Here is a 16,560-nt window from a genome sequence, read left to right on the forward strand (position 1 = left end):
GCCTGCGCGAACACCGGGAAACGGCCGTACAGCTCCCGGCCCATCCCCAGACGCTGGGCGCCCTGGCCCGAGAACACGAACGCCAACGCCCCCTCGGACGCCACTCCCCTGGCCGCCTCGGTGGCACCCTCCCCAGACGCCAACAACACCGCCCGATGGGCGAAGCGGGTCCGTCCCGTGGCAAGTACGTGGCCAAGATTGAGGGCTGACCCCTCAACGCCCGCGCTCAAACGCTCGATTTGAGCGTCGAGCGCTTCAGCCGTCCTGCCGGACACAACCAACGGGACGATCCCGGACGGGTCGTCCACGGCCTCCGGCTCTTCCAGCCCCTCCTCAAGAATCAGGTGGGCATTCGTACCGCTGACCCCGAACGAGGAAACTCCGACGCGGCGGGCGCGGCCGCTGTCCGGCCACGCCACCTGCTCGCGCACCAGCTCCACCGCACCCGCCGACCAGTCCACATGCGAGGACGGCGCGTCCACATGCAGGGTGCGCGGAACGACACCGTGCCGCATCGCCAGCACACTCTTGATCACACCGGCGACACCGGCAGCGGCCTGCGTATGACCCAGGTTGGACTTCACGGAGCCGAGCAGGAGGGGCCGTTCACGATCCTGACCGTAAGTGGCGAGAAGCGCCTGCGCCTCGATCGGGTCGCCCAACGTCGTGCCCGTGCCGTGCGCCTCGACCGCATCCACCTCGGCGGCCGACAACCCGGCCGACGCCAGCGCCTGCCGGATCACCCGCTGCTGCGAAGGACCATTCGGCGCGGTCAACCCATTCGACGCACCGTCCTGGTTCACCGCACTGCCCCGCACCACGGCGAGGATCCGATGACCGTGGCGCACGGCATCCGACCGCCGCTCCAGCAGCAGCACACCCACACCCTCGGCCCACCCGACCCCATCAGCCGAATCGGCGAACGCCTTGCACCGCCCGTCCGGCGCAAGACCGCCCTGCCGCGAGAACTCCACAAACGTCGTCGGCGTCGACATCACCGTCACACCACCGGCCACCGCAAGCGAACACTCACCACCCCGCAACGCCTGCGCCGCCAAATGCAACGCCACCAGCGACGACGAACACGCCGTATCAACGGATACCGCGGGCCCCTCTAGACCCAGCGCATAAGCCACCCGCCCCGAAGCAATGCTCGGCGCGCTGCCGTTGCCCCGGAAAGCCTCGAACTCCTCCCCCGGCAGCAACTCCCGATAGTCGTTGTACATGACACCGGCGAAGACGCCCGTCCGGCTGCCGCGCAGCGAGGCCGGGTCGATACCCGCCCGCTCGACCGCCTCCCACACCGACTCCAACAGCAACCGCTGCTGCGCATCCGTCGCCAACGCCTCCCGCGGACTCATCCCGAAGAAGTCCGCATCGAAGCCACCGGCGTCGTGCAGGAACCCACCCGCCCGCGTGGACGACGTACCGGGGTGCTGCGGATCCGGGTGGTACAGGCGCTCCAGGTCCCAGCCACGGTCGGACGGGAACTCGCCCACCGCATCCACGCCCTCCGACACCACCCGCCACAGGTCTTCCGGTGAGCGGACTCCGCCCGGGTAGCGGCACGCCATCCCGACGACCACGACCGGGTCGTCGGCGGGGGTCGTCGTGGATGGCGCTACCTGTGCCGTGGTGCCCGTGGCGGTGTCCGGGAACAGGTTCGACAGCAGGTGCTCGGCCAGCGCCCGGGGTGTGGGGTGGTCGAAGATCAGGGTGGCGGGGAGGCGGAGTCCCGTCGCGGCGGCGAGCGCGTTCCGCAGTTCCACCGCCGTCAGGGAGTCGAAGCCCAGGTCCCGGAAGGCCCGGCCGGGCTCGATGCGTTGGGCGTCCAGGTGGCCGAGGACGACGGCCACCTGTGCGCGGACCAGGTCGAGGAGTGCGGTCCTGCGGTCGGCGGGGTCGAGCGGGGCGAGTCGGTGGGCGAGGGCTTCCGTCGGAGCGCCGGCGGACGCGGCCGTGACCGTGGCGGGGGGCGTGGGCGTAGCCCTGCCCGTGGGCGTGGTCAGTGTCGTACGGCCTGTTCCGGGGCGGCCGGCGGTCAGGCCCTTGAGGAGTTCGGGGACGTCGTCCCGGGCGCGCAGCGCGGTGAGGTCGATGCGGATGGGGAGGACGGTGGTGTGGCCGGTGGCGGGGGCGGCGTCGAGGAGGGACAGGCCGTCGTCGGGGGTGAGGAAGGGGAAGCCGGAGCGGGCCAGGCGTGCCCGGTCGACGTCGGCCAGTTCGCCGGTCATCGCGCTGCCCGCGACGTCCCAGGGTCCCCAGGCCAGGGAGAGCGCGGGCAGGCCGAGGGCGTGGCGGTGTGCGGCGAGGGCGTCGAGGAAGGCGTTGGCGGCGGCGTAGTTGGCCTGGCCGGCGCCGCCCAGGGTGCCGGCGGCCGAGGAGAACAGGACGAACGTGCCGACGCCGGTGGCGAGTTCGTGGAGGTGCCAGGCGGCGTCGGCCTTGGGGTGGAGGACCGCGGAGAGGCGTTCGGCGGTGAGGGCGTCGACGACGCCGTCGTCGACGGTGCCGGCAGCGTGGACGACGGTGGTGAGGCGTTCACCGTTGATGAGTCGGGCGAGGGCGTCGCGGTCGCCGATGTCGCAGGCGGCGACGCGGACGCGGGCGCCGAGTTCGGTCAGGTCGGTGGTGAGCCGGTCGGCGCCCGGGGCGTCGGGGCCCCGGCGGGAGACGAGCAGGAGGTCGCGGGCGCCGTGCCGGCTGACGAGGTGGCGGGCGACGAGGGCCCCGAGGCCGCCGGTCCCGCCGGTGATCAGGACGGTGCCGGAGACGTCCCATGCCGGGTGCTGTGCTGCGGTGCGCGGGGCTCGGGCGAGCCTCGGGACGCGCAGGCCCTCGGCGCCGGCGCGTACTTCGGGTTCGGTGGTGGTCAGGGCGCGGCGCAGCAGTTCGCCGTCGGTGGGGCCGTCGAGGTGGAGGACGGTGATGCGGCCGGGGTTCTCGGTCCGGGCGGTGCGCAGGAGGCCGCGTGCGGCGGCGGCCGGGAGGTCACCGGTGGCGGGGGTGGCGACGACGAGGCGGGAGTCGGCGAAGCGGGGGTCGGCCAGCCACGACCGGACGAGGCTCAGGACGTGTCCGGTAGTTGCCCGGAGGGCTCCGCGCATGGGTGTGGCGTCGGTCTGGCAGGGGATGCGGGTGAGGACTACCGGGGGTGCCGTTTCGAGCGCGGCGAGGTCGGGTGCGACGGTGACGGTGGTGCCGGGAGCGCGCAGGATGGCGGCCAGGTCCTCGGCGTCGGGGCCGACGACGGCGAGTTGGAGGTCGGTGGCCGGGGTCCCGCCCAGGGGTTGCCAGTCGACGGTGAACAGGGCGTCGGGGGTGTTGTGGGCGGTCATGGTCGCGGGGCGCGTGATCAGGGCGTCCACCGTCAGGACCGGGTTGCCCGCGGGGTCCGTGGCGGTCACGGTGACGGTGTCGTCGTCCAGGCGGGCGATGCGGGTGCGCAGGGCGGTGGCGCCGGTGGCGTGCAGGCGGACCCCCTCCCAGGAGAAGGGCAGGCCGCCTTCGCCGAGGGTGCCGAGGTCGCCGTAAGTGGCGGCGTGCTGGGCCGCGTCGGCCAGGGCCGGGTGGAGCAGGAAGGCCGTGGCGTCGCTGTGTCCGGGGCGCGGCAGGGTGGCCTCGGTGAAGAGTTCGGTGCCGCGTCGCCAGGCGGCGCTCAGGCCACGGAAGACCGGCCCGAAGTCGAAGCCGCGGTCGGCGAGGTGGTCGTAGCAGTCGGTGAGGTCGATGGGCTCGGCACCGGGCGGTGGCCAGGCGGTGTCGAGGGGCGGGTGGGCCCCGCTGTCCGGCGCCGTGTCGAGCCGGCCGGTGGCGTGAACGGTCCACTCGGCCCCGGCGTCGGTGTCGGCGGTGTCGGGGCGGGAGTGGACCGTGACGGGGCGGCGGCCGTCCGTGGCAGGTGGGCCGACGCGCACCTGGAGGTGGACGGCCTCGCGTGCGGCGATTTCGAGCGGGGCGGTGAGGGTGAGGTCGTGGACGCGGTCGCAGCCCACTTCGTCGCCGGCTCGCAGGACGAGTTCCAGGAAGGCGGTGCCGGGTAGCAGGGCGCGGCCGTGGACGACATGGTCGGCGAGCCATGGTTGCCGGGCGGGGGTCAGGCGGCCGGTGAGGAGCACGCCCTCGCCGTCGGCCAGGTCGACGGTGGCGGCCAGCAGCGGGTGGCCGGACGCGCCGAGGCCGAGGCCGGCGGCGTCCCGGGGGCGGCCGGTTCCGGTGGGCCAGTAGGGCTGTCGTTCGAAGGCGGTGGTGGGCAGGTCGACGCGGCGGGCACCGGTGCCCTGGTAGAGGGCGGCCCAGTCGACGGTTCCGGCGGTGCTCGCGGTGTGCAGCCGGGCGAGACCGGTGATGAGGGACAGTTCCTCGGGGCGGCCGGCGCGCAGGAGGGGTACGGCGATCGTCTCGGGGTCGGTGAGGGTCTCGTCGACGAGGGGGCTGAGGACACCGTCGGGGCCGAGTTCGAGGTGGGCGCGTATGCCCTGGGCGGCGAGGGTGTGTACGGCGTCGGCGAACCGTACGGTGGCGACGGTGTGCCGGGTCCAGTGGTGGGGGTCGCGCAGTTCGCGTGCGGTGGCGGTGCGGCCGGTGACGGTCGAGACGAGGGGCAGCCGCGGGTCGTCGAAGGTGAGCCCGGCGACGACGGCACGGAAGTCGTCGAGGACCGGCGTCATCAGCGGTGAGTGGAAGGCGTGGGAGACCGCCAGCCGGTGGGTGCGGTGCCCGGTGTGGCGGAGTCGCTCGGTGGCGGCGAGTACGGCGGCCTCGGCTCCGGACAGGACCACGGAGGCCGGGCCGTTGACAGCGGCGAGGGCGACGTCGTCCCCGAGCAGCGGACGCACCGCTTGCTCGCTCGCCGCCACGGCGACCATGGCGCCGCCCTCGGGCAGCGCCTGCATGAGGCGGCCTCGGGCGGTGACGAGGGTGCAGGCGTCCTCGGCGGACAGCACCCCGGCGACGTGCGCGGCGGTGATCTCGCCGATGGAGTGCCCGGCGACGAAGCCGGGACGCACACCGAGCGATGCGGCGAGCCGGTGGAGGGCTGCTTCGACGGCGAAGATGGCGGGCTGGGCGTGTTCGGTGCGGTGGAGCGCGGCCTCGTCGTCGCCCCACATGACGTCGCGCAGGGCGGGGTCGAGGTGGCCGAGCAGCTCGTCGAGGGCCTCGGCGAACGCGGGGAAACGGTCGTACAACTCGCGTCCCATGCCGAGGCGTTGGCTGCCCTGGCCGGTGAACAGGAAGGCGAGGCCGCCTTCTCCGGCCGTGCCGCGCGCCAGTTCCCTGAGCCCGTCCTCGTACGGCAGGAGCACGGCGCGGTGGTCCAGGTGACCGCGTCCGGTGGCGAGGGAGTGGCCGACGTCCAGGGCAGGCAGGTCGGTCGCGGCGGTGGTGACCCGGTGGAGCTGGGTGTCGAGACCGGTGGCGGTGCGGGCGGACACCGGCCACGGTGTCAGGGCGGCCGGGACCGGCGTGGCCTCGGGTTCCTCGGTGGGCGGGGCCTGTTCGAGGACGATGTGGGCGTTGGTGCCGCTGATGCCGAAGGAGGAGACGCCGGCCCGGCGCGGGGCGTCGGTCCGCGGCCAGGGCGTGTTGGCGGTGAGGAGCCGTACGGAGCCCGCGGTCCAGTCGACGTCGGGGGTCGGCTGCTCGGCGTGCAGGCTGCGCGGGAGCAGGCCGGCCCGCAGTGCCATGACGGTCTTGATGACGCCTGCGACTCCGGCGGCGCCCTGGGTGTGGCCGATGTTGGACTTCACCGAGCCCAGCAGCAGCGGCCGTTCGCGGTTCTGGCCGTAGGCGGCGAGGAGGGCCCCGGCCTCGATGGGGTCGCCCAGTGTCGTGCCCGTGCCGTGGGCCTCGACGGCGTCGATCCGGTCGGGAGTGAGGCCGGCGTTGTCGAGGGCGGCGCGGATGACGCGCTGCTGCGCGGGACCGTTGGGGGCGCTGATGCCGTTGGAGGCGCCGTCCTGGTTGAGGGCGGTGCCGCGGACGACGGCGAGCACGGGGTGGCCGTTGCGGCGGGCGTCCGACAGGCGTTCCAGTACGAGGACGCCGGCGCCCTCGCTCCAGCCGACGCCGTCGGCCGCGGCGGAGAAGGGTTTGCAGCGGCCGTCGGCGGCGAGGCCGCCCTGTGCGGTGAAGGAGACGAAGGTGCCCGGGGTGCACATGACGGTGGCGCCGCAGGCGAGGGCGAGCGTGGACTCGCCGGTGCGCAGCGACTGCACGGCCCAGTGCAGGGCGACGAGGGAGGAGGAGCAGCCGGTGTCGACGGTGACTGCGGGCCCTTCGAGGCCGAGGACGTAGGAGATGCGCCCGGAGAGCACGCCGGCGGCGTGGCCGGTGGTGGCGTAGACGTCCATGTTCTCGCGGGCTTCGGCGACGACCTTGCCGTAGTCCTGGATGGTGGTGCCCGCGAAGACTCCGGTGCGGCTGCCGCGCAGTGCGGTGGGGGCGATGCCGGCGCGTTCCAGGGCCTCCCACGCGGTCTCCAGCAGGAGCCGCTGCTGGGGGTCCATGGCGAGGGCCTCGCGGGGGGCGATGCCGAAGAACGCGGGGTCGAACTCGGTCATCGCGTCGAGGAAGCCGCCCTCGTGGGCGCGGCTGCCGCCGGGTCCGTCGCCGGTGAGGCGGGCCAGGTCCCAGCCGCGGTCGGCGGGGAACGGGCCGATGGCGTCCCGTCCGTCGACGACGAGGTCCCACAGTTCCTCCGGGGAGGCGACGCCGCCGGGGTAGCGGCAGCCCATGCCGACGACGGCGATGGGTTCCACGGCCGCGGAGAGCAACTGCTGGTTGTGCCGCCGCAGCCGCTCGTTCTCCTTCAGGGAGGTCCGCAGCGCCTCTACGTAGGGGTTGGGTGTGTTCAATGCGGGCTCTCTCAAGTCGGGCGGGGCGTCAGTCCGAGGTGGTCTCGGCCGCGAGCCGCAGCAGGCTCTCGCCGTCGAGGGCGTCCAGGTCGTGCGGGTCGTCCCCGTCGGTGGGGGCGTCGGTGGTCGCGGGGTCGCCGTCGGCGAGTCGCAGGATCAGGTCCAGCAGTCCGGCCTTGCGCAGCCGGGCGGGCGGTACGGCGGCGAGGGCGGCGCGGACCGCGGCGTCCGGGTCGTCGCCGGCGGCGGTGGCTGCCGGGGCGTCGGGGAAGAGTTCGGTGCGCAGGTGGGCGGCGACGGCCGCGGCGTTGGGGTGGTCGAAGACGAGGGAGGCGGGCAGGGCGAGGCCGGTGACGGTCTTGAGCCGGTTGCGCAGATCGACGGCGCTGACGGAGTCGAACCCGAGGTCGCGCAGGGCGCGTTCGGCGGGTACGGCGTCGGCGCCGGAGTGGCCGAGGGTGGCGGCGGCCTCGGTGCGGACCAGGTCGAGGAGCAGTCGGGCGCGTTCGACGTCGGGCAGTTCGGCGAGCCGGTCGCGCAGGCCGGGCTCGGGGGCGGGATCGTCGGACCCTGCATCGATGGGCGCCAGTCCGGACAGCAGGGGGCTGGGCCGGGCGGCGGTGAAGGCGGGCAGGAACGCCGCCCAGTCGGTGGCCGTGACGGTCAGGCCGGTCACGTCCTCGTCGAGGACGCGTTGCAGGGCGGCGAGCGCGGTGTCGGGGTCCATGGGGTGGACACCGCGGCGCGTGAGTTCGGCGGCGAGGCCGGGTTCGGTGGCCATCCCGGTCTCGCCCCACGCGCCCCAGGCGACGGACGTGGCGGGCAGACCGGTAGCGCGGCGGTGTGCGGCGAGCGCGTCGAGGTAGGCGTTGGCGGTGGCGTAGGCGGGCTGGCCGCCGCTGCCCCAGGAAGCAGCGCCGGAGGAGAACAGCACGAACGCGTCGAGGTCGCGGTCCGCGGTGAGTTCGTGGAGGTGCCGAGCACCGAGCAGCTTGGCGGCGAGCAGCCTCTGAAGGGTGTCCGGCGTGAGCGCGGCGATCTCGCCATCTCCGTCGGAGACGCCGGCCGCGTGGATGACGGCGCTCAGCGGCTGGCCGGCGGGCAGACCGTCGAGGAGGGCGGCAAGTGCGCCCCGGTCGGCGGTGTCACAGGCGGCAACGGTGACACGGGCACCGAGTGCCCCGAGCTGCTTGACGAGGGTGTCGGCACCGGGCGCGTCGGGCCCACGCCGGCTGACCAACAGGACGTGCCTGGCACCCCGGGCCACGGCCCAGTGGGCAAGCCGGCTGCCGAGGGCGCCGGTACCGCCGGTGATGAGGGCGGTGCCGCCGGTGCGCCACGGTGTGGCGGGGGTGGGCTCTCCGGCGGGGACGAGGCGGCGGGCGTACGCGCCCGAGGGGCGCAGGGCCAGTTGGTCCTCGGTGGTGTCGGCGGTGAGCAGCGCTGCGAGCACCGTGCCGGAGTGGGTGTCGACAGTGGCCGGCAGGTCGGCCAGGCCGCCCCACAGTGCGGGGTGTTCGAGTGCGGCGACCCGGCCGAGGCCCCACAGTGCGCCTTGGACCGGGTGGCGGACGCTGTCGCCGGGGACGGCCGCGACGGCCTCGCGGGTCAGGCACCACAGGCGGGGTCCGGCGGGCCGGTCGGCGAGTGCCTGGAGCAGCGCGACGGTGGCGGCGAGCCCGGCGGGTACGGCCGGTTGCCGAGCGTCGCCAGGCTCTTCGGCGAGGCCCAGCAGGGATACGACGACGGAGAGTTCAGCGGGCAGGGCGGCGGACATCGAGGCGCGGTCGACGGTGGCCGGGTCCACCTCGATGCCGGCGGTGCCGGGACCGAGGGCGCCGACAACAGCGGCCACCCAGGGATCGTCGGCATGGGTACTTGGAACGACGACAAGCCGCTCCGCAGCGCCCCGAAGGGGCGAAAGGGGCGCGGGACTGTCACATATGCGGCTCCGTCGCGTGGGCGCGACCAGCCCCGACGCACCCGCAGACAACCGACGACCATCCTCGGTACCTCCCGCCAAATGCCCTGCGGGCAGGGGCTGCCAGGCATCCCGGTAGCTCCACGAGGCCGCCGGCGCCCGCCGCCGGGACCGCTGCCGCCAGTCGGCGAGGGCCGGCAGGACGGCGGCGAGTTCCGGCTCACCGGCCCCGGTCTCGGCGGCGAGTCGGGCGCTGTCGGCGTCGTCCACGAGGTCCCAGAAGGCGCTGTCCTCGCCGAGGCCGGAACCCGCCCGCGCGGGCGCGGCTTCAGGGGTGGGCCAGTAGCGGCGCCGCTGGAAGGGGTAGGTGGGCAGCTCGACGGCCGGCTCGGCGCGGGCGGCGGACGGGAAGCAGGGCCGCCAGTCGACGGTCAGCCCCGCCGCCCAGCCCGCCGCAGCCGACAGCAGGAAGGCGCGGGCGTCGCCGGCCTGTCGGCGCACGGAGCCGAGGACGACGGCGTCCTCCGCGCCCGCCGCCTCACAGGTCTCACCGATCGCCCCGGCCAGGACGGGATGCGGGCTGCTCTCGACGAACACCCGGTGCCCGGCCGCGAGCAGCGCACGGGTGGCCGCTTCCATGCGCACGGTCTGCCGCAGGTTGCGGTACCAGTAGCCGGCGTCGAGGGAGGTGGTGTCGAGCCGGCCACCGGTCACCGTGGAGTAGAACGGAACGAGAGCGGGGCGGGGGTTCAACTCTCCCAGTGCGGACAGTAGTTGGTCCTTCACTGCCTCGGTCTGCGGACCGTGCCCGGCGATGTCCGACTTGACGTCCTTGGTGCGCAGGTTCCTTCGCGCGCACTCCTCGCGCAGTTCGGCAAGCGCGGCGTTCTCTCCGGAGACGACGACCGTGGACGGCCCGTTGAGGACGGCCACGCCGACCCGTCCGGGCCACGCCGCCAAGAGGGGTTCGACGTGGTCGACCGGTGCGAACACCGTCATCAGGCCGCCCAGTCCGCCGAGTTCGAGCATGGTCCGGCCGCGCAGCGCCACCAGCCGGACCGCCTCCTCCAGCGTGAAGGCACCCGCCACATGCGCGGCGGCGATCTCGCCCTGCGAGTGGCCGACTACGGCACCCGGCTCGACACCGAGGGAACGCCACAGGGCGGCGAGCGCGACCATGGTGGAGAACAGCGCGGGCTGTACGACGTCGGCCCGGTCCAGTACGTCGGGGTCGTCGCCGTCGCCGCGCAGAAGATCGACGGGCGACCAGTCGACGTAGGGGGCGAGGGCGTCGGCGCAGTCGTCGACCGTGGCGCGGAACACCCTTGAGGTGTCGTACAGTTCGCGGCCCATGCCCCACCACTGGGAGCCCTGACCGGGGAAGACGAACACCGGGCCGGTGGCGCTGTCGGCGGTCGTGCCGACTACGACAGCGGGGTCGGCGGTGCCGGTGGCCAGGGCGTCCAGCGAGTCGAGGAGCCGGGCGCGGTCGTGGCCGAGGACGACGGCCCGGTGCTGGTGGGCGGCGCGGGTGGTGGCGAGCGACCAGCCGGCCGCCATGGGTTCGGTCCCGGGCCGGGAGCGCAGGAACCGGGCGGTGCGGGCGGCCTGTTCGGCCAGTGCGGGAGCGGTCCGGGCGGACAGGAGCAGGGGCACGTCGAGGGTGTCGACGGGCGGGGCCGCCTCCGCGGTGGGCTCGTCGGCGGGCTGCGGGGGCGCCTGCTCCAGTACGAGATGGGCGTTGGTGCCGCTGATACCGAACGCGGACACGGCAGCACGGCGGGGGCGTCCGGTGTCGGGCCACGGCTGGGCGGACCGCAGCAGGTGTACGGCGCCCGTGGTCCAGTCGACGCGGGTGGAGGGCGTGTCGGCGTGCAGGGTGCGCGGCGCGGTGCCGTGCTCGAGGGCCAGTACCGTCTTGATGACGCCGACGGCGCCTGCCGCCGCCTGCGTGTGACCGATGTTGGACTTCACCGACCCCAGCAGCAGGGGCCGTTCGCGGTTCTGGCCGTAGGCGGCGAGGAGGGCCCCGGCCTCGATGGGGTCGCCGAGCCGGGTGCCGGTGCCGTGCGCCTCGACGGCGTCCACGTCGGCCGGCGCGAGGCGGGCGTCGGCGAGGGCCTCGCGGATGACGCGCTGCTGGGCGGGCCCGTTGGGTGCGGTGAGCCCGTTGGAGGCGCCGTCCTGGTTCACGGCGGACCCGCGGATCACGGCCCGTACCCGATGGCCCCGGCGCCGGGCCTCGCTGAGCCGCTCGACGACCAGGAGGGCGACGCCCTCGGAGTAGCCGGTGCCGTCGGCGTCCTCGGCGAACGCCTTGGACCGGCCGTCGCGGGCGATGGCGCCCAGCCGCTGGATACGGGCGAAGCTCGCCGAGTCGGTCATCACGGTGACCCCGCCGACGAGGGCGAGCTCGCACTCGCCGGCGCGGACCGCGCGCACCGCCTGGTGCAGGGCGACCAGTGAGGAGGAGCAGGCGGTGTCGACGGTGACCGCGGGTCCGTTCAGGCCGAGGGTGTAGGAGACGCGGCCGGACAGGGCGCTGGCGGCGAGCCCGGTGGCGGCGTGGCTCTCGGTACGCTCGGCGGAGCCGCTGACGACGTGGGCGTAGTCCTGTCCGTTGCTGCCGACGAAGACGCCGGTGCGGGTGCCGCGCAGGGTGTGCGGGTCGATACCGGCCCGCTCCACGGCCTCCCAGGCGGTCTCCAGCAGCAGCCGCTGCTGGGGGTCCATGGTGACCGCCTCGCGCGGGGAGATCCCGAAGAAGGCGGCGTCGAAGTCATGGGCGTCGTAGAGGAATCCGCCTTCGAGGCGGCCGCCGTCCGCGAACTCCGTCAGGTTCCAACCGCGGTCGGCGGGGAACGGCCCGATGGCGTCGCGTTCCTCGGTGAGCAGGTCCCACAGGAGCTGCGGGGAGTCGGCGCCGCCGGGCAGCCGGCAGGCCATGCCGACGATCACGACCGGGTCGGCGTCGTCGCCGCCACGTGCGGGCGACTCTGCGGGGGCGGCCTCGGCGGTGCCGGTCAGCAAGGACAGGAGATGTTCGGCGAGTTCGCGCGGGGTGGGGTGGTCGAAGACGACTCCGGCGGCGAGTGGCAGGCCGGTGGCGGCGACGAGCCGGTTGCGCAGTTCCACAGCGGTGAGCGAGTCGAACCCGGAGGCCCGGAACGCCCGGTCGGGCGGTACGTCGGCGGCCCGGCGGTGACCGAGGGCCCCGGCGGACTCGGCGCGCACCGCGTCCAGGACGAGCGTGGTGTGCTCGGCGGGGGGCGCCTTACGCAGCAGGTCCGCCAGCGATGGGGTGGCCGCGTGCGGGGCCGGGGCCGCGGGGTGGCCGTCGAGGACCGGACTGCGGCGCGGGCCCGCGCGCAGTGCGGTGGCCAGGGGAGTGAGGTCGGCGACGAGGAGGGTGGGGTGGGGCTCGGCGGTGGCCTCCAGCAGGGCGGTCAGGGCCAGTTCGGGGTCGAGGCCGCCCAGACCGGACCGTCGGCCCTGTCCGGCGTCGAGCCCGGCGGCCATGCCGGCGCCGCGCCAGGCGGCCCAGGCGATCGACACGGCGGGCAGCCCTTCGGCGCGCCGGCGGGCGGCGAGGGTGTCGAGGACGGTGTTGGCCGCCGCGTAGTTGGCCTGGCCGGGGTTGCCGAGGGCGCCGGACACCGACGAGAACAGTACGAACGCCGAAAGGTCGTGGTCCCGGGTGAAGTGGTCCAGATGCAGGGCGGCGGTCGCCTTGGCGCGGAACACGGCGGTGAACCGGTCCGGGGTGAGCCGCTCCAGGACACCGTCGTCGAGGACTCCGGCCGCGTGCACCACGGCCGTCAGCGGTCGCTCGGCGGGGATCGCGGCGAGCAGGGCGGCGAGCGCGTCCCGGTCGGCGACGTCGCAGGCGACGATGTCCACCTCGCAGCCGGCGGCGAGCAGTTCATGCCGCAGGTCGTCCGCGCCCGGCGCGTCCGGGCCACGGCGCGAGACCAGCAGCAGACGCTCGGCGCCTTCCTCGGCCAGCCGCCGCGCGACCTGCGCGCCGAGGCCACCGGTGCCGCCGGTGACGAGAGTGGTGCCCGCGGGACGCCAGCCGGTGGGCGTCCCGCCGGACGCCTCGGGCTCAGGTGGGGCCGTCGGCACCGGCTGCCGTACGGGGGCATCGCCACCGCCCGCGGACCGCCGGCCCATAGGCGTCCCGTCCGCCCTCGCAGGCTCCCGTCGAGGGGCCGGCACCAGACGTCGTACGAGGGCCCCGGTGGGACGTACGGCCACTTCGTCCTCGCCGCGCGAGGCCGTGAGGGCGGCCAGCGCGAGGGCTACGGTGTTCGCGGTGGGCTCGTCGGCGGGCAGGTCGAGCAGGCCGCCCCAACGGTCGGGGATCTCACGGGCGGCGACACGTCCGAGGCCCCAGAGTGCGGCTCCCGCAAGGCCACGGGCCGGGTCGGCGTCGGTGGCCGCCATGGCGTCCCGGGTCGCACACCACACGGGGGCCCGCAGCCCGGCGTCACCGGACGCCTGTACGGCCGTCAGCGCGGCGAGCAGCCCGGCGGGCACGTCCACCGCGCTCGCCGTGCGCGCCGCGCCCTTCCCGGTCGGCGTGCCCTCCGTGTCCGCCGCAGCTGCCGTGCTCTCCGTCTCCACCGCCCCCGTGGCTTCGAGCCCGGTGAGGCACAAGACACCCGCAGGCTCGCTCTCGCCCACCGCGTCCCGCAGCAGCGCGGTGAGCGTGGCGCGGTCGGTGCCGGCCGGGCAGCGGACGGGTAGGGCCGCCGAGCCGAGGGCGTCGGTCAGGGCGGTGGCCCAGGGGTTGTCGTGCTCGGGCAGGACGACCAGCCACGGGCCGGACGTCCGACCCTGCGACGGGAAGGTGTGCGGCTGCCAGTGTTCGCGGTGGCGCAGGGCATCGACGGCAGCCCGGCTGTGGTGCCGGGACCGCCAGGACAGCAGGGCGGGTACGACGGAGCGTACGGCGTCCTCGGCGACGCCGAGACGGCCGGCGAGCGCGGCCGGTTCGGTGCGGCCGAGCGCCGACCACAGGTCCGTGCGGTCGGTCTGCCGGCCGGAATGGCGGAAGGGGAAGCGGCTACGCCGGAACGGGTAGGTGGGCAGCGCGACCCGTGCGGCCCCGGTCCCGGCGAACAGGGCCGTGAAGTCGACCGGGACGCCGTGGACGTACAGCCTGGCCAGGGCCGTGACGGCGGAGTGCTCCTCGTCCAGGCCGCCGTGCAGCAGGGGTGCGACGACGGCGTCCGGCGGCAGGGTCTCCTGGGCGAGGGCGGCGAGGACACCGCCGGGGCCCACCTCCAGCCAGGCGCCGACGCCTTGTTCGCCCAGGCTGCGCACGCCGTCGGCGAAGCGGACGGTCGCGCGCAGTTGGCGTACCCAGTAGTCGGGGGTGGTCAGTTCACCGGGCCCGGCGAGCCGCCCGGTGACGTTGGAGACGACCGGCAGGGTGGGTTCGGCGAAGGACAGCTCCGCGAGGGCCGCTCGGAAGGGTTGGAGGGCGGGCTCCATCAGCGGTGAGTGGAAGGCGTGCGACACCCGCAGGCGCGCCGTGCGGTGCCCGGCGTCGGCCAGCCGGGCCGCGACGGCGTCCACGGCCTCGTCGGGGCCGGAGAGGACCACGGAACGCGGCCCGTTGACGGCGCCGAGGACGACACCGTCGGTGAGCATCGGGCGGACTTCGTCCTCGTCGGCGGCCACGGCGACCATCGCGCCGCCGGCGGGCAGGTCCTGCATCAGGCGGGCCCGCGCGGACACCAGCCGGCAGGCGTCGGCCAGCGACAGCACGCCGGCGACGTGGGCGGCGGCGATCTCGCCGACGGAGTGGCCCATGAGGTACTCGGGCCGTACGCCCCAGGACACCACGAGCCGGTGGAGGGCGACCTCGACCGCGAACAGTGCGGGCTGCGCGAACTCCGTGCGGTGCAGCGTCCCTTCGTCCTCGCCCCACATCGCCGACCGCACACGGGGGTCCAGTTCGGCGAGGATCTCGTCCAAGGCTGCGGCGAACACTGGGAAACGGGCGGCGAGTTCGCGTCCCATGCCGGGGCGCTGGCTGCCCTGGCCGGAGAACAGTACGGCTACGGACGGCTCGTCGCCCGCCACGGCCTCGGCGAGCGGCGGGCTGTCCTCGGCGGAGCCGAGCAGTACGGCCCGGTGCTCGAAGGAGGACCGTCCGGCGGCCAGCGAGAGGCCGACGTCGAGTGGATCGTGCCCGGCCGCCCGTTCACGTATGCGGGTCTTCTGGTCCGCGAGGGCTTCGGCGCTGCGGGCGGACACCGGCCAGGGCACCGCGCCCATGGGGGTGCCGTCGGCGACAGGTGCGGGTTCCGGGGCCGCCTCCAGGACGACGTGGGCGTTGGTGCCGCTGATGCCGAACGCGGACACCGCGGCCCGCCGGGGCCTGCCGGTGCGCGGCCAGTCGGCGGCCTCCCGCAGCAGTTCGACACGGCCGGCGGTCCACTCGACGGCGTCGGTCGGGTCGTCGGCGTGCAGGGTGCGCGGCAGTCTGCCGTGCCGCATGGCCAGCACCGCCTTGATGACGCCTGCCACGCCCGCGGCGGCCTGGGTGTGCCCGATGTTGGATTTCAACGAGCCGAGCAGCAGCGGACGTTCACGGTCCTGGCCGTAGGTGGCGAGCACCGCGGACGCCTCCACGGGGTCGCCGAGCCGGGTGCCGGTGCCGTGCGCCTCCACGACGTCCACGTCGCCGGGGGCGAGTCCGGCGGAGGCGAGGGCCTGCCGGATGACCTGCTGCTGGGCGCGGCCGCTGGGGGCGGTCAGGCCGTTGGAGGCACCGTCGGAGTTGACGGCGGTGCCCCGTACGAGCGCCAGGACGGGGTGCCCGTGGCGGCGGGCGTCGGACAGGCGCTCGACGACGAGCACGGCGACGCCTTCGGACCAGCCCGTGCCGTCGGCGTCCGCGGCGAACGCCTTGCAGCGGCCGTCGGGGGCGAGGCCGCCCTGCCGGCTGAACTCGGTGAAGACGGCCGGGTCGGACAGCACGGTGACGCCGCCGACGACGGCGAGCTCGCTCTCGCCGGTGCGCAGGGCCTGGACGGCGGTGTGCAGGGCGACCAGCGAGGAGGAGCAGGCGGTGTCGACGGTCAGGGCCGGGCCTTCGAGGCCGAGAACGTAGGCGAGTCGCCCCGACAGGACACTGGCGGCGGTGCCGGTCATGACGTGTCCGACGCCGTCGCCGTCGCCGGGGCCGGGGCGGCCTGAGTCCCACTGGTAGGTGCCCGCGTACACGCCGGTGCGGCTGCCGCGCAGGGACTGCGGGTCGATGCCGGCGTTCTCCAGGGCCTCCCAGGCGACTTCGAGGAACAGCCGTTGCTGCGGGTCCATCGTGGCCGCCTCGCGGGGCGAGATGCCGAAGAACTCCGCGTCGAAGGCGTCGGCTCCGCCGAGGAATCCGCCGCCGCGTGCGGTGCTCTCGGCGAGCAGCGCGGTCAGGTCCCAGCCCCGGTCGGCGGGGAACGGGGTGACGGCGTCCTGGCCGGTGTCGACCAGCCGCCACAGGTCGTCGGGCGAGGTGACGTCTCCGGGCAGGCGGCAGCCCATGCCGACGACGGCGACCGGGTCGTCGCCGGGTGCTCCGGGGCCGCGGTCCGTCTCGAGTTCCTCGATGCGCCGGTGGGCGCGGCGCAGCTCCGCCGTGACCCGGCGGAGGTAGTCGACGACCGTGTCCTGCTGCTCTTCCTGCACGGGATGTCCCATCGCGTCGGCGGAGGCGTACGTGGCCTGCGGGTGGGGTGGCCCGCTGAGGTCGCTGGCTTTCCGGGAAGTGGGGGT

General features: G+C 74.9%; 2 protein-coding genes and 4 pseudogenes. All 6 read right to left on the bottom strand.

What is annotated here, in order from left to right; all coding sequences use genetic code 11:
• On the bottom strand, positions 1–5,201 hold a 5,201-nt coding region (locus tag ACFPQ9_RS18085; RefSeq protein WP_417803695.1), incomplete at its 3' end, for an SDR family NAD(P)-dependent oxidoreductase.
• Positions 5,202–5,366: 165 nt separating this feature from the next.
• Positions 5,367–5,687 (bottom strand): annotated as a pseudogene (locus tag ACFPQ9_RS44625) (ketoacyl-synthetase C-terminal extension domain-containing protein); the annotation flags it as partial.
• An 18-nt stretch (positions 5,688–5,705) separates the two neighbouring features.
• Positions 5,706–5,996: pseudogene (locus ACFPQ9_RS44630) on the bottom strand (hypothetical protein); the annotation flags it as partial.
• 78 nt (positions 5,997–6,074) lie between these two features.
• Positions 6,075–6,698 (bottom strand): annotated as a pseudogene (locus ACFPQ9_RS44635) (beta-ketoacyl [acyl carrier protein] synthase domain-containing protein); the annotation flags it as partial.
• 102 nt (positions 6,699–6,800) lie between these two features.
• Positions 6,801–6,857 (bottom strand): annotated as a pseudogene (locus tag ACFPQ9_RS44640) (hypothetical protein); the annotation flags it as partial.
• Positions 6,858–6,885: 28 nt separating this feature from the next.
• Entirely contained in the window at positions 6,886–16,485 is a 9,600-nt protein-coding gene (locus ACFPQ9_RS18090) for a type I polyketide synthase (RefSeq protein ID WP_417803693.1), read from the bottom strand.
• Positions 16,486–16,560: the final 75 nt, after the last annotated feature.

The organism is Streptomyces coerulescens, from assembly GCF_042657965.1.
Lineage (GTDB): Bacteria > Actinomycetota > Actinomycetes > Streptomycetales > Streptomycetaceae > Streptomyces > Streptomyces coerulescens.

Coding starts and splice junctions, on each gene's coding strand:
- ACFPQ9_RS18090 (WP_417803693.1), bottom strand. CDS start 16,485: ATGGGACATCCCGTGCAGGAAGAGCAGCAGGACACGGTCGTCGACTAC.